Origin of the sequence: Haloterrigena alkaliphila (assembly GCF_017352155.2) — an archaeon.
Taxonomy (GTDB): domain Archaea; phylum Halobacteriota; class Halobacteria; order Halobacteriales; family Natrialbaceae; genus Haloterrigena; species Haloterrigena alkaliphila.
In genome coordinates, this window is sequence record NZ_CP071462.1 from 1,824,162 (window position 1) to 1,842,886 (window position 18,725).

Sequence of the window (18,725 nt, forward strand, 5' to 3'; positions counted from 1 at the left end):
TCACCTGTCTACTAGTGATCTAACTGATTTCGCAGCACGCCTACACGGTCCCAGCCGTACCTGTCGAGAACGATCGCGAACGCGTACAAGAGTTCCCGGACCTCGTATGGATCAGCGCCAGCGTCGATCGATCCCCGGTTATCCCGATTCTTCGAAGATTCCTCTTTTGGGATACGGAGTACCGCATTATTCGTATCGACCCATGAGACGACCGCGCGTTTCACCTCAACGGGGCGTAAGCTTGTATCCAAGCTGGTCCAGACGAGGGATGGTATCTTCCAGTTGTTCATACGATCCCAGTCATCGGGCGTGACCTCCGTCATAGGCTTCTCCAGCATCATCGAGATGTATCTTTTCCACCTCGAGCGTTCCTCTGGGGTGAGGTTACTATACGCCGGTACAGAACCATACTCGAGTGCCGCTTCGCGGAGGTCCTTCCGTTCGTCAAGCGTGAAGAAATCCTGTGGTTGGTACTCATCCCCTGATGGGTAGAAGGATATATCCGGATCCCATGGTTGTTCTCCCCGTTCGTGCTGTTTCCACTTGAAGAGGCGATTGAGGGCTTTCAGATATTCCGCCTTATTGGAGTTTTGCCAGTCCCTTCCAGCGATTTCTCGAAGATAGGCGTCAGCATGGTCGTGAGTAAGTTGCGTGGTATACCCTTCCCGGTCCCATAACCACCGATAGATCTTCGAGAGCCGGTATGCCATGTTCCGCGTCACAGCAAGACTGTATCCCTCGGCGACGTCCGGGCTCTTACCGAGGTCGTATAGCCAACCCAAAACTTCCTTCCGGTGTTGTTTGTAGTCTTCCAACTGGCGTTGGTTCAGATACTCTCGATCGTCGCTGATGACCAATGGGACGTCCTCTGGGAGGGTCATGATCGGACCCCCGAATGGAATTTGTCCTGATATGATTGGAATCGCCCGACAGCGTCGATTCGACCGTTCGTACTAACTTGGCAGGCTTTCGGCGTCATTTGTGTCCTCGATGTGTTGACTCCGAAAACCGGCGTCTAAGGACTGAAGAAGCCTGAAAAAGTCCGGGTGCGAGAATCGAACCACGGTCGTTCCGCTCACTGCGTTCGCTTCACTCCCTGATTCGATTCTCGACGGATTCCTGCGGCTCACGAATTTGTTCGCCGCAGGAAGTCCGGGTGCGAGAATCGAACCCGCGTCTCAGCCTCCACAAGGCTGAAGGATAACCACTACCCCAACCCGGACACGCTTGCAAACAGAATTACGTCCGGTCGGACTGAAATACGTTACGACTCGAGTACGATCCCGTGCGACTCCGTACCGGGGGATTTCCGGCTGTACTCACGATGACGCGCTAGCCCTCGACGACTCGAGACCGGGACGTTTTTCGGCACACCGTCCATAGAGACGCCAACGCGTGGCCATCACCGACAAAATCTACGTCAAAAACCACCGCCAGCTCAGCTCCCAGCTCGAGACGAACATCCCGAAGGGCGCGTTCAAGGGAGCGACGCTGGACGTGCTCTTCCAGGGACAGGGCCTCGAGAAGCTCGACGACGCCACCCGGGACCGCGTCCTCGACTTCGCGGAGGACTTCCTGGATTGCGACTGCGACGACAACCCCTACTGCGGCTGTGCGGAGCGGAAGTTCATGGAGTACCTGCTCGAGTTGCGCGCGGAGGGGCTGGGGCCGGACGCCATCGTCGACGTGATGACCGACGACTACATGGTCTACGCCTACTCCGGCGACGTCCTCTCGTTTCTGGACAACGCCGTCCGGACGCTCGAGGCGGCCGAGGGGCTGGCTCGAGTCGATGGTCAGGACGAGAAGTACGACGAGATCCGACAGGCGAAGCAGAATCTGGCTCGATAAACGGCTGTTTACGCATTGAGGCTGCCCGTCAGTAGCCGGGCTGACGAACGAGCGTTTGAGTGACCGGTAAGGGAACCGAGTTCTGCTGCCGCTGGCAACAGGGATTTCCACACCCTCCCCAGCCGATTCGCTCGCTCACTCATCCCTCGCGCAACACCGTCGGCGCGCTCGAGTACTGCGAGAGCGCGCCGACAGCGCGCGCCACCGCACTGGATCGGATCGCTGTAGTGCCATCGTTCCGCCTATTATCGCAACTGGTACGATTCGTCCTCCTCGTCCAGATCGTCGAGCAGCAGGACCTCGTCCTCCTCGTCCTCGAGTCGGTCCTGCAGGTCGTTGACGTAGCCCTTGTACTCGTCGAGTTGCTCCCGGAGGTGGTCGGCCTCGAGTTCGAGGCGCTCGTGTTCGCGAATGAAGCTCTTGGGGACCTCGACGGTCGGCGGGAACGTCTGCTCTCCGTCGTCGCCGCTCCCCATCGCCTCGAGTTCCTCCTCGGGGACGACCTGGACCTGTCCGTCGTGTTCGACGAGCTGGTCGACGTAGTCCCGGAAGACGGCGGACAACGAGATGTCGCGTTCTTCGGCGATATCCTGGAGCGCGTCGAACGCGTCCTCGTTCACGCGAAACGAGATCGTCTTGTTCTTGTTGCCCATTGCCCCTCATTCGTCGTTCGTGATACTTAACGGTTCGTCAGACGAGGGTCCAGTAGCTGCGTCCGGGCGGCAGCGATCAGCCAAGGCCGGCAGCGAACGTCCAAGGGATGACGGGAGACAGTATATCCGCCTCGAGGCCCAATACCGCCCATGCTCACCGACACGCCGGGCCTCCACCACGTCACGGGACTGGTCGGGGACCCACAGGAGGCGATCGATTTCTACGCGGGCGTGCTCGGTCTCCGACTCGTCGCGCAGACGGTGAACTTCGAGGATATCCTGCAGCACCACCTCTACTTCGGCGACGCGGCCGGCACCCCGGGAACGGTGCTGACCCACTTTCCCGACCCCCACGCCGAACCGGGTCGGGTCGGCAAACCGCAGGTCGCCGCGGTCGCGTTCGCCGTCCCCGAGGGGTGCCTCGAGTTCTGGCGAGACCGACTCACCGATCACGGAATCGCCATCGAGGGGCCGCTCGAGCGCTTCGACGAGCGCCTCCTGCGGTTCGAGGACCCCGTTGGGACGCGACTGGAACTCGTTGCTGTCCCATCCGACGCGCCGGTGTCGACCGCCTCGACCGGCACCGAGCCCTGGACCGAGGGGCCGATTCCCGACGACGCGGCGATCCGCGCGCTCCACGGCGTTGCGACGCTGTCGGGCAACCCCTACGCGACCGCTGGAATGCTCGAGACGCTGGGGTTCGAGTACGAGGCGGAACGCGACGACCGGATCCGGTACCGGGCCGCGGGGGACCGCGCCACCGTCGTCGACGTCCTCGACCGGGACGCCCCGTTCGGTCGCGAAGGCCCCGGCACCCTGCATCACGTCGCGGTCCGCGTCGAGCGCGAGGACGACCTCCACAGGTGGCGCGACCTGTTCGACGAGCGCGGTCACGACGTCTCGCGAGTGAAGGATCGGCACTTCTTCCACTCGCTGTACGTCCGCGAACCGGGCGGCGTCCTCTTCGAACTCGCGACCGAGACTGACAGCGTCGCCGCCAGCGGCCCAACGGGCGGCCCCGGCGAGTCGCTCCACCTCCCCGACTGGTTCGAACGGGACCGGGACCTGATCGAGAGCCAACTGCCGGCGCTGACGGTTCCGACGGGCTCGAAGCGTTCCGATGGCGACACCAAAGACGCGACTACCGACGACTCGACTACCGACGACGCGACTGTCGACGCCGACCGATGACGAGAACCGACTCGGGACGCCCGATGGAGTCGGTTTCGGGTCCCCACGCCGGGCAGCCGCTGCTCACGGCCGGTGCGCCGGCGCTCGGCGCCGAGGCCGCGCTCGTACTCTGTCACGGCCTCGGCGCGACGGTCCAGGGCGTCGTCAACCTCTTCGAACCGGTGTATCGCCACGGACTCGCCGTCTTCGCCCCGCAGGCCGAACGGAGCCGCTGGTATCCCCGCCGGGCGAGTGCATCCCGATCCGAGAACGAGCCGTGGCTCTCTTCGAGCGTCGACTGCGTGGCCGCCGCGCTCGAGTCGGCGGCCGAGATCGGCATCCCTGCGGAGCGAACCGTCCTCGCCGGCTTCTCGCAGGGCGCCTGCGTCGTCGCGGAGTTCGAACGACGCAATCCGGACCGCTACGGCGGGCTCGCCGTCCTCTCGAGCACGTTTCCCGGAACGGACCACGAACTCGAATCGACCGTCATCGACGGCTCGCTCGCGGAGACGCCGGTCCTCCTCGGCTACGGCGCTGACGATCCCCACGTCGACCCCGAGCGCGTCGCGGCCACGGGCCGCGTTTTCGAGCGCGCGGACGCCGCGGTCGACGAGCGGAGATATCCGGAAACGGGCCACGAGGTCACCGACGACGAGTTCGACGCGACCGGATCGATGCTCGAGGACTGAACGAGGCTGAACCCGACGCCGCGATCACTCGGAATCGGACGCCAGCCCCTTCTCCGCGAGTTCCTCGAGCGCACCGTCGGTCTTCTCGAGCCCGCCGAAGCCCATCCCCTCGAGGACGTGATCCGCCTTCGCGAACTGGATCTCCTCGTAGTCGACGATCTGGAACCGATTACCCCACGGATCGCGGAACTCGAGTCCCGGTACGTCGAGACGGTCGATCTCGAGGTCCTCGAGTCGCTCGGCGACGCGGTCCGCGTCGTCGACGACAAGTCCGAAGTGCCGAGCGTCGTCGATTTCCTCACCAGCCGCGTCGGTCTCCGCGAGCGCGATGAACTGGTCGCCCATATCGAGGAACGCGTTCGTCTCGCTCCGGCTCCGGAGGTCGAATTCGAACAACGACTCGTAGTACTCGAGGGCCTCGTCGACGTCGCCGACCTCGAGGGCGACGTGGTTGAGTCCGACGAGTCGGGCGCGGTCGCCGCTGCGCTCTGGCGCGTCGTCCGTGTCGTTCATCGAAAATACGTACGCACTGCCGTCCGGTAACGCCTGTGCTGGCACAGCATCCGCTCTCGCACTCGCCAGTCGTCTCGAGCGGTCGAAAAAACGAACCGAGTACGATCGATCGTCTCAGGCCGAGGCTTCGGCGTCGTCGGTCTCGCCTTCGGCGTCCTCGAGCTGCTCCAGGGCCTGAATGACGTTATTGCGGTAGTTGACGACCGGCGAGTCGTACTGCTCGCGGGCCATCTGGGCGTACTCGTTGGTGGGCGCCGTCGAGCCGCTCTCGGGGGCCTCCTGCTCGGCTTCCCACTCCTCGAAGGCCTCGATCCGGTCGAGGGTTCGCTCGGCGGTCTCGACGACCCAGCGGTCGCGGGTGGCGTCGTCGACGACCGCGATGGACTCGGGCCGGACGGAGACGTTGACGGTCCCGTCGTCGGTCTCGTAGGTCCGGGGTTTGCCGACGATGGAGACGTACGCCGGCGGCTCCGTGTCCCGCAGGGCCGCGGCGGCCTCGGGCTGGTACTGGCCGGCGTAGACGAAGAACGTCCCGGTCGGGTCGACGACCCGGCCGCGCCAGTACTCGCTGTCCTCGCCGACGTCTTCGGTCTCGGTCAGGGTACCGACGATGAACACGCGGTTGGCGCGGTCGCCGGTCGGGAGCAGCGCGTAGTTGGGCGCGCGCTCGTCGTCGCTCTCTTTGAAGGTGTACGTCGAGTCGTTGAATTCGGAGGCGAAGACGCGGCGGGCGACTTCGCGGGTGAGTTCTGCCTGGCTCATATCACATCGACCTCGCTTTGATCAGCAGCTGTTCGGCATCCACCGGCCCGTCGAGTTCTTCGACGTCGTCGGCCAGCACGTAGCGGCCGAAGGTCGGCCCCTCGATCCGGTAGTAGGTCCCGACGATGTCCTCGTGGATCTCGTCGGCGACGATGGTCGTGTCGAGGGCGTCCATCGCCATCTCCTTGGCCTCTTCGAGGCTGAGCCCGGTCAGCTCCTCGGTGGCCTCCTTGTCGAAGATGACCTCGTGGGCGTCGATGCCGTCGTCGACGACGGCCTTGATCCGGAGGTCGAACTCGCCCTCGACCTCGCCGTGTTCGTTACAGCGGCCGTTCTGGAGGACGCGCGTGCAGTCGTCCTCCGGGCAGCGCTTGATGAGGCCGCTCCCGCTTTGCATGTCCACGAGCGCGCCCTCGATCTCGCTGGTGTCGTCGCCGACCTCGAGGTCCTCGTCGAGTTCCTCGATGACGGTCGTCGAGTTGAGTTTGACCGAGTACCGGCCCTGGTACTCGTCGGTGACGACGTTCCGGAGTTCGTAGACCGCGCCCTCCTGGAGTGCGGGGAGGTCCGATTTGGCCCACTTGGTGAACTTGATCGTGCCCGTCGGGTCGCCCAGCAGGCCGACCTGCGCGACGGAGTCGCTCCGGGGGTCCCAGAGCTCGATGACCTTCGCGGTGAGGTCGATCCACTGCTCGGGTTCGTCCACGTCCTCGACGTTCGCGGCCTCGCTGCCGCCCCGCGAGATGTCCTCGCGCTCGAGGCCGGCCTCCTCGAGGTAGTGGTTGGTGACGCTCCGGCGTGCCTCGTCGATGGGTACCTTGTACTCGTCGACGAGCGTGGTCAGGCGCTCCTCGACGTCGTCGACGGAGACGTCGATGTGGTCCGAAAACTGGTCGTGTATGTCGTCCGCGTGCTGTCGTACGTCGCTCATTGTGTCACGCCTCCTCTTTGGTTTCACTGGGAGGCATACCTCGTTTCGCGCCCGATAGTATTTAAAGTACCGGCACCGGGGCGAAAGTGAACGCCGCCGGATCGGATCGCGTGGCGGCGACGTGATGGAGTCGATCGCCGGGTGGTGGGGAACGATCACGCCGCGACGCCGTCACGGCGCCGCACGGCGAATCGGGGTGGGTGCCGCGAGCGCCGAGCGCCGCGAGCACCGAAGCCGCGAGCACCGAAGCCGCGAGTACCGAAGTTGCGAGCGGCGGTGGGACCGCCCCTCAGAGGACGGACTGTGCCAGCCCGAGGAAGATGAAAAAGCCCAGCACGTCCGTCATCGTCGTGATGAAGATCGTCGCGGACGTCGCCGGGTCCTTGCCGATCTCCTCGAGGAGCAGCGGGATGATGGTCCCGAAGAAGCCGGCGATGACGAGGTTCAACACCATGGAGACGCCGAGAACGAGGCCGAGCAGCGGACTCTGGTTGAACACCGACGCGATGACCGCGACGAGGACGCCCGTGATGAGGCCGTTAACGGCGCCGGCGATGATCTCGTTGACGACCGCGCGACTCCCGGTCGACAGCGAGATCTGCTCGAGGGCGATGCCGCGGACGGTGACGGCCATCGACTGTGTGCCGGCGTTCCCGCCCATCCCGGCGACCACCGGCATGTACACGGCGAGCAGCGTGAACGCGGCGATCGTATCCTCGAAGAAGCCGACCGCACCGGCCGCCAGAAACGCCGTCCCGAGGTTGATGATCAGCCACTTGTACCGGTAACGGACCTTCGAGAGCGGGCCGTCGAGGATGCTCTCCTCCTCCTGGACGCCCGTGAACTCGTAGAGCGTCTCGGTCGCCTCCTCCTCGACGACGCGGAGGAGGTCCTGGGCGTAGATGACGCCCATGACGGTGCCGTCGTCGTCCAGTACGGCTACCGAACTCTCGGGGTGTTCCCGGAAGACGTCGATAACCTCCTCGTCGGGCGCGTCGTACGCGACCGCCGCTGTGTCGGAGACGTGATCGCGGAGCTCCACCGGTCCGTCGTCGCTCATCGCCAGAACCTGTCCGGGGAGTTCCCCGACGAGTTCGCCGCCCTCGGTGACGAAGATGGTCGGGATCCGGCCGGTTCGAGACTCGTGGCGCTGGACTCGCTGGGCGACGGCCTCGAGACCCTGGTCGATCTCGAGGGTCACGTAGTCGAGGTGCATGAGACCGGCGGCGCTCTCGGAACTGAACCCGAGCAGATACTCGGCTCGCTCTCGACGGTCTTCGTCGAGTTGCCGGAGCACCGCCGTCCGCGTCTCTTCGTCCGCCAGTCCGAGTACGTCCGCGACTTCGTCGGGATCGAGCCGCCCGACGAATCCCCGTAACTGCTCGCGATCCATGTCCTCGACCAGCGACTGCTGGACCGTCTCCGGAAGGAGAAAGAACACCTCCCGCTGTCGGCGTCGCGACAGCCGTTCGAACTCCCCGGCGGGCGTCGACGACGTCGCGATCGCCTGCTGGACATCCGATAGCTCTTCCATCGTCCATCGTGGGTGTGGCCGTCATCTAAACGATTGTGGTCCCGGACAGCTTGGCGTTCACCCGTTCTCGTCCGTCGCGTCCGCTCTCCGAACGGGTGTGGCGCAGCGACGGGCCTATGTGGGACGCGATCCTACGAGCCGGCAATGGCGGATCGTCGTCGGCTCGAGCGGTTCCTGCGCTCGAAGCTCCGGGAGGCTGGCGAGCAGTACGAACAGGTTCGCGGCTCGACGAACGAGCAACTCGAGGAAGCCCGCGAGGCCTACGAAGTGGCGAGAAACGCCCGCAGCCTCCCCTCCGACGAAGAGGGACGGGCGAAGATCGTCTGTCGCCGCTACGCCGAACGGCGGGCGGCGATGCTCGACGAGCAGTTCCAACCGGCCTGCTACGAAGACGGCCATCCCGACTGCGAGGGCTGTGCGGAGGACGTCCGAGAGGGACGGATCGAGACGTGGTGAGCGGCCGCTGTTGTCGGTTCCGACGGGGCGGATCAGTCGAGACCTGACGGCTCCGTCTCGGCGTCACCGTCGGGCGGCCACACCGCCCAGACGACGATCGCGAGCACGAACACCGCGGCCAGCGCGACCGACTCGAGGATCGACAGTTCGACCCCGAACCACGAGAGCGCCGTCCGGAGTTCGACGACGACGGGGACGAGCAGCGCGCCGACGATGACCAGCGAGGTCTTGGAGATCCGCATCTACCGGACCACCTCTCCGAGGGACTCGAGGAGCCCCGCGTCGGGGGCGATGGTGAGCCGGAAGCCGTCGATGCCGGGCCCGAAGAGGCCGCCGGAGTCGACGATGCTCGCCAGCGGGAGCGTGTACGCGAAGACCACGAGAACGACGGCGATGGTGGTCCAGAGTTTGAGGTTGTCGAGGATGGCCGGCGAGTCCTCGGGACCCGAGAGCGCCCCGGCGTAGGTGTTGTCCGGAATCGCGTCGCTGGTGCCGTTGAACGACGTCACGACCATGTTCAGCAGGAACAGGGCCAGCGAGACGGTCAGCAACACGGCGCCGAGGGCGACCTGCGCGTTGATCTCGGCGACGGTCCCGGCCACGGGCTCGAACTCGAAGCCGTTGTACTGGGGTTCGGCGGTCCGGCGGGGCATGCCGAACAGCCCGGAGCGGTGCATCGCGTTCGACATGAACGTCATGCCGACGAACCACAGCAGGACCTGTGCCAGTCCGACCGAACGACTCCACAGCTCCTTGCCGGTCACCTGCGGGATGAACCAGTAGGCGACCGCCATGAACGTCAGCGCGACGGCGGTGCCGACGGTCAGGTGGAAGTGGCCGACGATCCACCACGTGTTGTGGACGAGGTAGTTGATGTTCATCCCCGCGTTGATCATGCCGGAGAAGCCGGCCGCGGCGAACATGAGCCCCGAGAGCGCCATCCCCGTGAACACCGGATCGCGCCAGGGGAGCGCCGTGAGCCAGCCCAGACGTCCCGTCCCGCCGCGCTGGCGCGCGCCGTGTTCCATGCTGGCGACGACGGTGAAGGCGGTGAGCAGACTGGGCAACAGCAGGAACATCGTGTTCGTCATCGCGATGAACTTGTACCCCTCCGCGATGCCGGGATCCAGATACTGGTGGTGGATCCCCAGCGGCGTCGAGAGCAGCAGGAACAGCACGAAGACGACCCGTGCGAGCGGGTCGCTGAACAGCTTCCCGCCGGAGAACTTCGGCAGCATGACGTACCACATGATGTACGTCGGCATCAGCCAGAAGTAGACGACTGCGTGGCCGAAGTACCAGAACAGCGTCCGGGTCAGCAGCGGATTGACGGAGTCGACGATCCCGAGCGACCACGGCAGCAGGAAGACGATGATCGACAGCGCCACGCCGAGCGTACAGATGTACCAGAACAGCGTCGTCGTCAACACCATGAACGCCGGGAGCGGGATCCGCTCGTCGGGGTTCTCGTCCCGCCAGGCCCACCACGTCCGGAACCAGTCGACGCCGGCGATCCAGGTGCCGACGACGAACAGCGCCAGCCCCAGATAGAAGAAGGGGTGGGCCTCGAGGGGCGCGTAGAACGTGAAGAGCACGTCGGCGCTCAGCACCGACCCGAGTATTTCCGGCGGCGACTCGATGAACCCGGCGAAGATCGTGATCGCGGCCATCACCGCGCCGACCACCATCAACGCGTACCACGACCAGGTGAAGCGGATATCCACGACCCCGCGCTCGAGGCTGGTCGTCACCGCCCAGGTGAAGATCCCCACGAGGAAGAAGATCGTGAACGTGATCGCCAGCAACACGCCGTGGGCGGTCAACACGGTGTAGTAGTCCGCCGAACTGATGAACCGGAGCACGTCCGTCCGGTGGAGCGCCTGCACGAGTCCGAGCACGCCGCCGATCGCCAGCGCGATGAAGGAGCTCCAGAACGCCGCCTTGATCAACCGGGCTTCGGCCGGGAACTGGTCGATGTAGGCGTTACGCATCGCCAGCACCTCCCTCCGCGGAGCTGTTGCCAGTGCCGCCGTCGCCACCGCCGTCGCTCCCGTCGCCGCCACCCGCCGCGTCGACGACCGAGAGCGTGCCGCTCTCCTCGTAGCCGTCGGCGGTCACCGTCCAGTCGTGGTCTCCCGCGCCCAGTTCGGCGGTGTCGACCGAAAATTCGACGGTTTCGCTACTGTCTCCGGCGACCGTGACGGCTTCCTCGTACTGCTGGTCGCCGATCTCGAGGGCGACCGTCGTCTCGAGGTCGGTCTGCATGCCGTTCTGGACGGTCGCGTTGATCGTCGTCTCGTTGCCCGCCTCGACCTCGTCGGGGGCCTCGACGGAGAGTTCGGTCAGGTCGAACTCGTCTTCCGGGACGACGGTTAGCTTTCCTTCCATCGTGTGGTGACCCTCTCCGCAGTACTCGTTGCAGAGAATGCCGTACTCGCCGGGTTCGTCGAACTCGACGGTCATCTCCGAGATTTGGCCGGGGACGACCATCGTGTTGACGTTCGTCCCGACCACGGAGAAGCTGTGAGTGACGTCTCGGCTCGTGACGTAGAACGTCACCTCGCTGCCGGCCGGCACCTCGATCTCGCTCGGCGAGTACGACCACGCCTGCGCGACGACGGTGACCTCGTACTCGTTGCCGCCGACGTGTTCGACGCCCGTGTCACCGAACCGCTCGTGGTCGCTGATCTCGCCGGGGTCGATCGACCCGCCGTCGTCGTCGACCATCGCGATGCCGGGACCGACCGCGCCGTACGTGATCGTCGCGATGAAGCCGACGATCAACGCCATCGCCGCGCCCAGCCAGATCTTCTCGTAGGTGTGGATGTTCACGCCAGTCCCACCACCGTCACGAGCGCCCCGACCACGGTCGGCCCGTTGCCGAGGAACTCGACGAAGTACATGAACAGCCACAGCAGTACCAGTATCACGAAGTAGATCGCGATCAGGATCAGCGTCCCGATCGGATCGTACTCGTCGTGACCGATCGTGCGAACCGGACCGGTCTCCCCGGACGCGGTTTCGCCGGCCTGATCGGTCGTCCGTCGTTCTGTTGCCGAACCCATACGGGTGGATAGGGAAGGGGGAGGACTTACGACCGATCGTAATTCCCGACCGATGGGAACTTCTCGAGGTATTAACTCGTTGACCGCCCGAGAGACGGTTATGGCGCTCGAGACTGTCACGCCGCGGTACGCGGCGGCCGTCGGACTGCTCGCGGTCGTTCCGGTCATCGTCTACGGAGTCACTAACTCGGGGGTCGCCGGCCTCGTCAGCGCGGTCAACGTCGCGCTGATCATCGGCTCGCTGTACCTCGCGATGTCGCCGGCCGAGGGTGCACACGGCGACCACTCCGGGAACGGAACAGCCCGTTGACGACCGCCGCTCCGATGACCGCTATGGCACTCGCATCGTCCCCGTTCGCCGTCATCGCTTTTCCCGGACTCGATCGGCTCGTCGCTGACGCGACGCTCGCGAGTGCGGCCGGCCCGGGGATCGGATTCGAGCACGCGGACTTGCTCGTCCTCTTCGTCGTCGGACTGCTCGCCGGCGCCCACTGTCTGGGAATGTGCGGGCCGCTGGTGACGACCTACGCCGATCGGATCGGCGCCGCCAGCGACAAGCGCCGCGACGATACGCTTACGGCCTACGAGGTGCGTCAGCACGCGCTGTTCAACCTCGGTCGGACGGCCAGCTACGCGGTACTCGGCGGCTTCTTCGGGCTCCTCGGCGCCGCGACGGTCGCCTCGAGCGAGGCCATCGCCGCGGTCGGCGACCCCGTCAGGGGCGCGACGGGCATCCTCGTGGGGATCGCCATCGTCGCGAGCGGGCTCTACTACGTTCGCGGGCGGACGGCCGTCCCCGGCCACGACCTCCCCGTCGTCGGAGCGCTGTTCCGGCGCCTGTCGGGCGCGCTCTCGAGTCGGATCGATCGACTCGCGACCTCGCCGGGGATCGCGGCCCTCGGTGCGGTCCACGGATTCATGCCGTGTCCGATCATCTACCCGGCCTACCTCTACGCGTTCGCCGTCGGATCGCCGACGCGGGGGGCGCTCTCGCTGGCCGTCCTCGGCCTCGGGACGATTCCCACGTTGTTCGCCTACGGAACGGTGCTGACCAGTCTCGAGGCCACGACGCGCGTCCGACTCCACCGCGGGCTGGGCGTCGCGTTCGTCGTCCTCGGCTCCGTCCCGCTCTCGCACGGACTGCTGCTGTACGGGATTCAGCTCCCCCACCTGCCGCTCCCGTTCGTTCCCCTCTCCTGACGATGACTGAAAACACGCAACCGTCTGTGCGACCGCCCGAACCGCCGTCGACGGCCGCGTCCGGCTCCGACGCCTGCGATCTCTGCGACCTCCCGACGCCGCCGGAGCCGATCACCGATCCAGACGTGGACGGCAGCTACTGCTGTCGCGGCTGTCTCGAGGTCTCGCGGACGCTCGAGCGGACCGACGACGCGCCCGACGAGTCGGCGGTCCGATCGCGACTGGACGGCTCCGGCGCGGCTGACGGCCGCGACCTCGACGACCTCGACGGCGAGGACGCCTTCCTCGCGGTCGAGGGCATGCACTGCTCGACCTGCGAGGCGTTCCTCGAGACGACAGCCGAGCGCGAGGGCGGCGTGCTGGGCGCGACGGCCAGCTACGCGACGGACACGATCCGGCTCGTCTACGATCCCGACCGGCTCGCGGCCGCGGACCTCCCCGAGATCGTCTCGGGGCACGGCTACACCGCGTTCGATCGGTCGGCCGGCGACGGCGGCGAGGCGGACGACGGCGTCGCCGCGCTCCTGCTCGGGGGCTTCTTCGGGATGATGGTCATGGTGTGGTACATCCTGTTTCTCTACCCGACCTACTTCGGCTTCGAACCGGTCGCGGCGTTCAGCGGTTACGAGAGCGCCTTCCTCGCGGCGAACATCTGGCTGTTCACGTCGTTCATCCTCTTTTACACCGGCTCCTCGATCCTCCGGGGGGCCGTCGTCAGTCTCCGGGCGCGTCGGCCGAACATGGACCTGCTCGTCGCGACCGCCGCGCTGGGATCGTACGGCTACAGCACGCTCGCGATACTCCTCGGGGAGCACCACCTCTACTTCGACGTCACCGTCGCCATCGTCCTCGTCGTCACCGCGGGGACCCACTACGAGAAACTCGTCAAACGCCGCGCGACGGGGTTGCTCTCGGAGCTGACCGAACGACAGGTCGACGAGGCCCGCCTCGAGAGCGGCGAGACGGTGCCCCTCGAGGCCGTCGAGCCCGGCGATCGGCTCCTCGTCCGGCCCGGCGAGCGGATCCCCCTCGACGGCGAGGTCGTCGAGGGGTCGGCCGCCGTCGACGAGTCGCTGGTCACCGGCGAATCGCTGCCGGTCGGGAAGGCGGTCGGCGACGCGGTCCGCGGCGGCACCGTCGTCACCGACGCGCCGCTCGTCCTCGCGGTCGGCGACGAGGCCGAGAGCACCCTCGATCGGCTCGTTTCGCTGCTCTGGTCGATCCAGAGCGCCCGCCCGGGCGTCCAGCGCCTCGCGGACAAGCTCGCGACCGTCTTCGTCCCGCTGGTCGCCGCCCTCGCTGTCGGAGCGACCGCCGTCGCGCTCGCGACCGGCTCGAGTCCGTCCGCGGCCCTGCTGCTCGGGCTCACGGTCGTCATCGTCTCCTGTCCCTGCGCGCTCGGGCTGGCGACGCCGCTGGCGATCGCCGCCGGCGTTCAGGCGGCCGCCGAGCGTGGGATCGTGGTCGCCGCGGCGACCATCTTCGAGGACGCCCCGGACGTCGACGTCGTCGTCCTCGACAAGACGGGGACCATGACGACCGGGACGATGGCCGTCGAGGCCGTTCACGCGGCCGACGACACCGATCCCGACGAACTGCTCCGCCGCGCCGGCGCGGTCGAGGCGCTCTCGGCGCATCCGATCGCCGCCGCCGTCGCGGACGCGGCGCCCGAGGGTGCGGTCGCGGACGCCTCCGGTGCTCCGAGCGATCCCGACGAAATTCGGGACGCAGACGCCGCGAACGGCGCCGGCTGTCCCGGCGCCGTCGAGTCCTTCGAGCGGTTCGACCGCGGCGTCAGCGGCGTCGTCGACGGCGAGCGCGTCGTCGTCGGCCACCCCGACGCCCTCCGCGAGCGCGGGCTGTCGGTCCCCGGGGCGCTCGAGTCCCCGATCGAGGACGCCCGCGAGGCGGGGCGAGTTCCGGTCGCCGTCGGCTGGGACGGCCGGACTCGCGGCGTCGTCGCCGTCGGCGATTCGCCCCGCGAGGACCTGGCGGCGGCGCTCGAGACGCTCTCGGACGGTCGCGAGGTCGTCGTCCTCACCGGCGACGAGGGGCCGGCCGCCGAGCGGTTCCGCGCGCTCGATGGCGTCGACGAGGTGTTCGCGGGCGTCCCGCCGGCGGCGAAGGCCGAGACCGTCGACCGCCTTCGGGCCCGCGGGACGGTCGCGATGGTCGGCGACGGGAGCAACGACGCCCCCGCGCTGGCCGCCGCCGACGTCGGCATCGCGATGGGCGGCGGGACGAAACTCGCGACCGACGCGGCCGACGCGGTGATCGTCGGCGACGACCTCGCGGCCGTCGCCGAGACGTTCGACATCGCCTCGAGCACCCACCGGCGGGTCCGCCAGAACCTCGGCTGGGCGTTCTGTTACAACGCGGTGGCGATTCCGCTGGCCGTCGCGGGCCTTCTCAACCCCCTGTTCGCCGCCGTCGCGATGGCCGCCAGCAGCCTGCTGGTGGTTTGTAACTCCGCGCGGTCGCTCTGACGCTTGACGCTGGCCGCTGGGAAGGTCGATCGAGAACCGGAGACGCGCCGCCGTTACTCCTCGTCGTCCGCGTCGGTCACGACGCGTTCGACTTCCTGGCGCTCGCCGTCCTCGTAGACGTAGGTCGTCCCTTCGTCCTCGTCTCGCGTTCGCCGATGGCTCCCGTCGCAGAACGGGAAGGACTCTGAGAGACCGCACTGACAAACCGCGACGTCGCCCTTTTCGTCGTCGATATCCGACGGATCCAGTTTCCGCGGCCCCTGCTCCTCGAGTTCGACCAGTCGTGACATGGCCGTCGGTTCGGCGCCGCCGAAGAAAAAGGGCCGGTCGGAAGCGGTGGCGACCCGCTGTCGGCGTTCCGTCGGTACCCCTCGAACGGCCCGCGCGGCCGATTCGCCGCTGGCTGAGGTGGCCGAATTCGTCGTAAACGCAAGCTACTTGGGTCCCGTTCGTAATTTCGACGTACGAAGTCCATGACTTTCCACGACGCGGGAACGTCGACCGCCATCACGCTCGCCGTCGTCAAGACGCTCATCCTGCTCGTGGGCAGTCTCATCACGTTCCTCGCGTTCAAAGCCTACCGGCGCACTCGCCAGCGCGCACTGGGATTTCTCGCCGCCGGATTCGGTCTCGTCACCCTCGGACTGGTCTTGGCCGGCCTCCTCTACGAACTGCTCGAGGTCCCGCTGATGACCGGGATCCTGCTCGAGAGCCTCCTCATGCTCGTCGGCTTCCTCGTGATCGCCTACTCGCTGTACGTTACGTAGCTGCTCTCCGGGATCGGTGGTCACGTGCTCGAGGGAGACGATCGACTCGAGGACTAAGTGACTGCGTCCCGCGAGTACGATCCGGTGACCGGATCTGAAAACGGCGGCTCCCGACCCGACGCGGACTCGCGACGAGAACCGGCCCTCGAGGCGGACGATGGCCCCTCCCCGGCCGTTCGCGCGGTCGTCGACGAACGCTCGCCGGGGCGCGCACTCGACGTCGCCACCGGCACCGGCCGGAACGCCGTCGCCCTCGCCGAGTGCGGCTGGACCGTCGACGCCGTCGACATTTCGATGACGAAGCTTTCGCAAGCGCAGGCCCGCGAGCGGGCGAACGAGCGATCGGTCTCCGTCGACTGGATCCTGGCCGACGTCGACAGCTACTGCTTCCCGACGGCGGTCTACGACCTCGTGACGGTGCGCTTCTTCGACGCGCGCGGTCGTCTGTCAGCCCTGACCGACGCGCTCGCTCCCGGCGGAATCCTCTGTTACGAACACTACCTCGCGTCGCCGGCGGGGGAGTCCGGTCCGGGGGACCGGTTTCGATTCGAGCCGAACGAACTCCTGTCGGCGTGTTCCGATCTGGTAATCCTGTACTACGCCGAACACCACGAGGGCGACGAGCCGCGGGTCACGCTGATCGCGCGCGACGAGGACGGGTCGTCGCGGTGGCGGCCGCAGTCGTCGTCGCTCCGTCGCGTCCCCTGAGTCGGCCGACTCACAGCCAGGTCGGTGCCGACACGTCCCCCTCCCGCTCGTGGACCGTGTACTCGGGCGTCCAGCCGAGCAGCTCGGCGGCCTTCGCGTTCGACAGCGCCGACTCTTTCCCCTCGAGCGAGGAGTCCTCGGGCAGGTCGCCACAGACCGCCTCGACGATCTCCGCGGTCGGCCGCCCGAGGTAGTTCTCGTCGGCGACGCAGAGGAACGCCTCGTGGCCCTCGAGGTCGGCCGCCAGCGCCGCTTCGACCATCCGGGCGACGTCGCGGACGTCGACGGAGGACGCGAAGTTCCCGCTCGGTTCCTCGCTCGCGAGATCGGAGCCGTCCTCGGGCGGGCGCGCTCGCTCCTTCGTCGGCGAGAAGATCGTCGCCGGTCGGATCGTCGCGATCGAGATTCCGTACCGGCGGGCGATCGCCTTCGCGATTTCCTCGCCGCAGACCTTCGAGAGCCCGTAGGCGTCCTCTGGCCTGCGCTCGTGGGCCTCGTCGATCGGCAGGTAGTCGGGCGTCCACGCGGATTCGGCGAACAGCGCGCCGTAGGTCGCCTGCGAGGACGACCAGACGACGTCGATCCCCTCGCGGCCGGCCGCCTGCAGGACGTTGTACGCGCTCGTGACGTTGTTCTCGAAGAGCCGCGTCGACGGGTTCTCGAGCGGATCCGAGAGCGCCGCGAAGTGAACGACTGCGTCGGGGTCGACCTCGTGAATCGTCTCCCAGGTGTCGACCCCCTCGGTCAGATCGACGGCGCGAAAGGTGGCGTTCGCGCGGACGCCCTCGGGCCGGTCGACGTCGACCCCGACGACGTCGACTCCCCGGTCGGCCAGTCGGTCGACGACCCACGACCCGACGTCGCCGGTCGCGCCCGTGACGATCACCGTCTCCGCGTCGAACTCGAACTCCGCCGTCGATAGCTCGTCCATACCGGTCGTCCAACGGTCACCCACTAAACCGTGGTTCCTGCATCGTGACCGGTGCGTTCGCCGGTTCTCCTCGGATCGTCGGTCGGCTGGCGGTATCGCGTCGGGTGGTGTCCGGCCGAATCGGGCTCAGCGCGGCTCTCCGTCGGCGTCCTCGAGATCCTCGTCGTCGGAATCGGGGTCCGAGACGGCGCCCTCGTTCCCCCGCGGCGGGGCCTCCTCCGACATCGGTTCGGGATCGGTTCCCTCGAGCGAGGGGTACGCCTGCTCGGCATCGGGTCCCGTCGCCTCGCTGGCTTCGTCGGCCATCGCGGCCTCGGAGAGGCCGACCTCGACGTGGTCGTCGGGCGTCGATTCGTCGTCGGTATCGGGCCGCCGCGGATCTTCCTCGTCCGCGTCCTCGAGGTGGGGCTTCGGCGACGCGTTCTCCGTCTGGTCCGTGGTGAACCGCACGGCCCCCTCGTCGGGGGCGGTCTCGGTCTCGACGTCCGGCTCCCCCGAGACGCCGCGGGGGTTCGTCTCGGACTCGTGGAGCACGTCGGATCGCTCGCGGTGGGCCACGGCCTCGTCGGAGGTCTCGCCCGCGTCGTCGCCGATTCCGATCGACTCGGTGGCGGCGTCCTCGTCCGACTCGGCGGTCTCCGTGAACGAGTCGGGTAGCTCCACGATGGTCGCCCCGCCGCTCGAGCGGCGCAGCCGGAGGCCGACGCCGAGCAACGCGCCGCCGACGAACGCGCGAACGCCGGCGCGGCGTCGGTCGCGTCCCGCGTTCCGCACTGCGCCGACGAGCAGGCCGGCGCCGGCCAGTAGCGGGAGGCGTCCGTTCCGGGCGTGGGTGGTGACGCTCGACAGGAGTCGTCTCGATCTGGACCGGGTGTCGGTTTCGTCGGTTCCGTACGTCGCCTCGAGGTCGGCCGTATCGGTGCTGTGAGAGGACATAACTGGTACTGAAAGCGAGTTCGAACTGGCCGTTTGATCGTCCGGACCATGATACGATTTCGCGACGGTTGAA

22 protein-coding genes and 1 tRNA gene are annotated in these 18,725 nt (G+C 67.0%); 9 read left to right on the forward strand and 14 right to left on the reverse strand.

Translation table 11 applies throughout. From position 1 onward, the window contains the following. Positions 1-11: 11 nt before the first annotated feature. Together J0X25_RS27690 and J0X25_RS27695 are read right to left on the reverse strand one after the other, a co-directional pair. Positions 12-881 (reverse strand): hypothetical protein, encoded by an 870-nt coding sequence (locus tag J0X25_RS27690; protein WP_207290752.1) that lies wholly within the window; start codon positions 879-881, stop codon positions 12-14. A 269-nt stretch (positions 882-1,150) separates the two neighbouring features. Next, positions 1,151-1,222, reverse strand: a tRNA-His gene (locus J0X25_RS27695). A gap of 173 nt (positions 1,223-1,395) precedes the next feature. On the opposite strand from J0X25_RS27695, the gene J0X25_RS27700 reads away from it, so the two are divergent. Next, positions 1,396-1,851, forward strand: coding sequence for a DUF5814 domain-containing protein (locus J0X25_RS27700; RefSeq protein ID WP_207290753.1), 456 nt, complete (start codon positions 1,396-1,398; stop codon positions 1,849-1,851). 245 nt (positions 1,852-2,096) lie between these two features. Here the strand turns inward: J0X25_RS27700 and J0X25_RS27705 are convergent, their stop codons facing one another. Continuing rightward, positions 2,097-2,504, reverse strand: coding sequence for a DUF8146 domain-containing protein (locus J0X25_RS27705; protein WP_207290754.1), 408 nt, complete (start codon positions 2,502-2,504; stop codon positions 2,097-2,099). Between the two features lie 150 nt (positions 2,505-2,654). Between J0X25_RS27705 and J0X25_RS27710 the strand changes: the two genes are divergently transcribed. Continuing rightward, positions 2,655-3,695 (forward strand): VOC family protein, encoded by a 1,041-nt coding sequence (locus tag J0X25_RS27710; protein WP_207290755.1) that lies wholly within the window; start codon positions 2,655-2,657, stop codon positions 3,693-3,695. Continuing rightward, complete coding sequence (locus J0X25_RS27715; protein WP_207290756.1) at positions 3,692-4,363, forward strand: alpha/beta hydrolase; 672 nt, start codon at positions 3,692-3,694, stop codon at positions 4,361-4,363. Before J0X25_RS27710 ends, J0X25_RS27715 begins: the two co-directional genes overlap by 4 nt. A gap of 24 nt (positions 4,364-4,387) precedes the next feature. Here the strand turns inward: J0X25_RS27715 and J0X25_RS27720 are convergent, their stop codons facing one another. The 4 genes from J0X25_RS27720 to J0X25_RS27735 all read right to left on the reverse strand — a co-directional run bounded on the left by J0X25_RS27720 (position 4,388) and on the right by J0X25_RS27735 (position 8,103). Beyond that, positions 4,388-4,876, reverse strand: a complete 489-nt coding sequence (locus J0X25_RS27720) for a VOC family protein (RefSeq protein WP_207290757.1) — start codon at positions 4,874-4,876, stop codon at positions 4,388-4,390. A 114-nt stretch (positions 4,877-4,990) separates the two neighbouring features. After that, positions 4,991-5,638 (reverse strand): RPA family protein, encoded by a 648-nt coding sequence (locus J0X25_RS27725; protein WP_207290758.1) that lies wholly within the window; start codon positions 5,636-5,638, stop codon positions 4,991-4,993. Between the two features lies 1 nt (position 5,639). After that, positions 5,640-6,569: a replication factor A gene (locus J0X25_RS27730; protein WP_207290759.1), complete on the reverse strand. Its 930-nt coding sequence runs from the start codon at positions 6,567-6,569 to the stop codon at positions 5,640-5,642. A gap of 289 nt (positions 6,570-6,858) precedes the next feature. Next, positions 6,859-8,103 carry a magnesium transporter gene (locus tag J0X25_RS27735; RefSeq protein ID WP_207290760.1) on the reverse strand — a complete coding sequence of 415 codons (1,245 nt, stop codon included), beginning with the start codon at positions 8,101-8,103 and terminating at the stop codon, positions 6,859-6,861. Between the two features lie 144 nt (positions 8,104-8,247). On the opposite strand from J0X25_RS27735, the gene J0X25_RS27740 reads away from it, so the two are divergent. After that, positions 8,248-8,559 (forward strand): DUF7091 family protein, encoded by a 312-nt coding sequence (locus J0X25_RS27740; RefSeq protein ID WP_207290761.1) that lies wholly within the window; start codon positions 8,248-8,250, stop codon positions 8,557-8,559. Between the two features lie 32 nt (positions 8,560-8,591). On the opposite strand, the gene J0X25_RS27745 is transcribed toward J0X25_RS27740, so the two are convergent. From J0X25_RS27745 to J0X25_RS27760, 4 genes are read right to left on the reverse strand one after another with little or no spacing between them, the layout of a single operon-like run. Beyond that, entirely contained in the window at positions 8,592-8,801 is a 210-nt protein-coding gene (locus tag J0X25_RS27745) for a CbaC protein (RefSeq protein ID WP_207290762.1), read from the reverse strand. Beyond that, positions 8,802-10,550, reverse strand: coding sequence for a b(o/a)3-type cytochrome-c oxidase subunit 1 (locus J0X25_RS27750; protein ID WP_207290763.1), 1,749 nt, complete (start codon positions 10,548-10,550; stop codon positions 8,802-8,804). Further along, complete coding sequence (locus J0X25_RS27755) at positions 10,543-11,391, reverse strand: cytochrome c oxidase subunit II (protein WP_207290764.1); 849 nt, start codon at positions 11,389-11,391, stop codon at positions 10,543-10,545. Before J0X25_RS27755 ends, J0X25_RS27750 begins: the two co-directional genes overlap by 8 nt. Next, positions 11,388-11,624 carry a hypothetical protein gene (locus tag J0X25_RS27760; RefSeq protein ID WP_207290765.1) on the reverse strand — a complete coding sequence of 79 codons (237 nt, stop codon included), beginning with the start codon at positions 11,622-11,624 and terminating at the stop codon, positions 11,388-11,390. The genes J0X25_RS27755 and J0X25_RS27760 overlap by 4 nt, the downstream gene beginning before the upstream one ends. Positions 11,625-11,724: 100 nt before the next feature. On the opposite strand from J0X25_RS27760, the gene J0X25_RS27765 reads away from it, so the two are divergent. The 3 genes from J0X25_RS27765 to J0X25_RS27775 are packed head-to-tail and all read left to right on the forward strand — an operon-like array spanning position 11,725 to position 15,310. Further along, positions 11,725-11,934 carry a DUF8131 family protein gene (locus tag J0X25_RS27765; protein WP_207290766.1) on the forward strand — a complete coding sequence of 70 codons (210 nt, stop codon included), beginning with the start codon at positions 11,725-11,727 and terminating at the stop codon, positions 11,932-11,934. 14 nt (positions 11,935-11,948) lie between these two features. Next, positions 11,949-12,824: a sulfite exporter TauE/SafE family protein gene (locus J0X25_RS27770; protein WP_207290767.1), complete on the forward strand. Its 876-nt coding sequence runs from the start codon at positions 11,949-11,951 to the stop codon at positions 12,822-12,824. 2 nt (positions 12,825-12,826) lie between these two features. Next, entirely contained in the window at positions 12,827-15,310 is a 2,484-nt protein-coding gene (locus J0X25_RS27775) for a heavy metal translocating P-type ATPase (protein WP_207290768.1), read from the forward strand. 53 nt (positions 15,311-15,363) lie between these two features. Here J0X25_RS27775 and J0X25_RS27780 read toward each other — a convergent pair whose 3' ends face one another. Beyond that, on the reverse strand, positions 15,364-15,600 hold the full coding sequence (locus J0X25_RS27780) for a CDGSH iron-sulfur domain-containing protein (protein ID WP_207290769.1): 237 nt from the start codon (positions 15,598-15,600) through the stop codon (positions 15,364-15,366). Positions 15,601-15,783: 183 nt separating this feature from the next. Between J0X25_RS27780 and J0X25_RS27785 the strand changes: the two genes are divergently transcribed. After that, positions 15,784-16,077, forward strand: a complete 294-nt coding sequence (locus J0X25_RS27785) for a DUF7521 family protein (RefSeq protein ID WP_207290770.1) — start codon at positions 15,784-15,786, stop codon at positions 16,075-16,077. An 84-nt stretch (positions 16,078-16,161) separates the two neighbouring features. Further along, entirely contained in the window at positions 16,162-16,785 is a 624-nt protein-coding gene (locus J0X25_RS27790; RefSeq protein WP_207290771.1) for a class I SAM-dependent methyltransferase, read from the forward strand. Positions 16,786-16,795: 10 nt separating this feature from the next. Here the strand turns inward: J0X25_RS27790 and J0X25_RS27795 are convergent, their stop codons facing one another. Together J0X25_RS27795 and J0X25_RS27800 are read right to left on the reverse strand one after the other, a co-directional pair. Continuing rightward, a complete protein-coding gene (locus tag J0X25_RS27795; protein WP_207290772.1) occupies positions 16,796-17,716 on the reverse strand; it encodes an NAD-dependent epimerase/dehydratase family protein in 921 nt (306 codons plus the stop codon). Positions 17,717-17,842: 126 nt separating this feature from the next. After that, positions 17,843-18,652, reverse strand: coding sequence for an ICP22 family protein (locus J0X25_RS27800; RefSeq protein WP_207290773.1), 810 nt, complete (start codon positions 18,650-18,652; stop codon positions 17,843-17,845). Positions 18,653-18,725: the final 73 nt, after the last annotated feature.

Bases quoted from the DNA above. Each gene is read 5' to 3' on its own strand.
- J0X25_RS27690 (WP_207290752.1), bottom strand. From the start codon at position 881: ATGACCCTCCCAGAGGACGTCCCATTGGTCATCAGCGACGATCGAGAG.
- J0X25_RS27705 (WP_207290754.1), bottom strand. From the start codon at position 2,504: ATGGGCAACAAGAACAAGACGATCTCGTTTCGCGTGAACGAGGACGCG.
- J0X25_RS27710 (WP_207290755.1), top strand. From the start codon at position 2,655: ATGCTCACCGACACGCCGGGCCTCCACCACGTCACGGGACTGGTCGGG.
- J0X25_RS27715 (WP_207290756.1), top strand. From the start codon at position 3,692: ATGACGAGAACCGACTCGGGACGCCCGATGGAGTCGGTTTCGGGTCCC.
- J0X25_RS27720 (WP_207290757.1), bottom strand. From the start codon at position 4,876: ATGAACGACACGGACGACGCGCCAGAGCGCAGCGGCGACCGCGCCCGA.
- J0X25_RS27725 (WP_207290758.1), bottom strand. From the start codon at position 5,638: ATGAGCCAGGCAGAACTCACCCGCGAAGTCGCCCGCCGCGTCTTCGCC.
- J0X25_RS27730 (WP_207290759.1), bottom strand. From the start codon at position 6,569: ATGAGCGACGTACGACAGCACGCGGACGACATACACGACCAGTTTTCG.
- J0X25_RS27735 (WP_207290760.1), bottom strand. From the start codon at position 8,103: ATGGAAGAGCTATCGGATGTCCAGCAGGCGATCGCGACGTCGTCGACG.
- J0X25_RS27740 (WP_207290761.1), top strand. From the start codon at position 8,248: ATGGCGGATCGTCGTCGGCTCGAGCGGTTCCTGCGCTCGAAGCTCCGG.
- J0X25_RS27745 (WP_207290762.1), bottom strand. From the start codon at position 8,801: ATGCGGATCTCCAAGACCTCGCTGGTCATCGTCGGCGCGCTGCTCGTC.
- J0X25_RS27750 (WP_207290763.1), bottom strand. From the start codon at position 10,550: ATGCGTAACGCCTACATCGACCAGTTCCCGGCCGAAGCCCGGTTGATC.
- J0X25_RS27760 (WP_207290765.1), bottom strand. From the start codon at position 11,624: ATGGGTTCGGCAACAGAACGACGGACGACCGATCAGGCCGGCGAAACC.
- J0X25_RS27765 (WP_207290766.1), top strand. From the start codon at position 11,725: ATGGCGCTCGAGACTGTCACGCCGCGGTACGCGGCGGCCGTCGGACTG.
- J0X25_RS27770 (WP_207290767.1), top strand. From the start codon at position 11,949: ATGACCGCTATGGCACTCGCATCGTCCCCGTTCGCCGTCATCGCTTTT.
- J0X25_RS27775 (WP_207290768.1), top strand. From the start codon at position 12,827: ATGACTGAAAACACGCAACCGTCTGTGCGACCGCCCGAACCGCCGTCG.
- J0X25_RS27780 (WP_207290769.1), bottom strand. From the start codon at position 15,600: ATGTCACGACTGGTCGAACTCGAGGAGCAGGGGCCGCGGAAACTGGAT.
- J0X25_RS27785 (WP_207290770.1), top strand. From the start codon at position 15,784: ATGACTTTCCACGACGCGGGAACGTCGACCGCCATCACGCTCGCCGTC.
- J0X25_RS27795 (WP_207290772.1), bottom strand. From the start codon at position 17,716: ATGGACGAGCTATCGACGGCGGAGTTCGAGTTCGACGCGGAGACGGTG.
- J0X25_RS27800 (WP_207290773.1), bottom strand. From the start codon at position 18,652: ATGTCCTCTCACAGCACCGATACGGCCGACCTCGAGGCGACGTACGGA.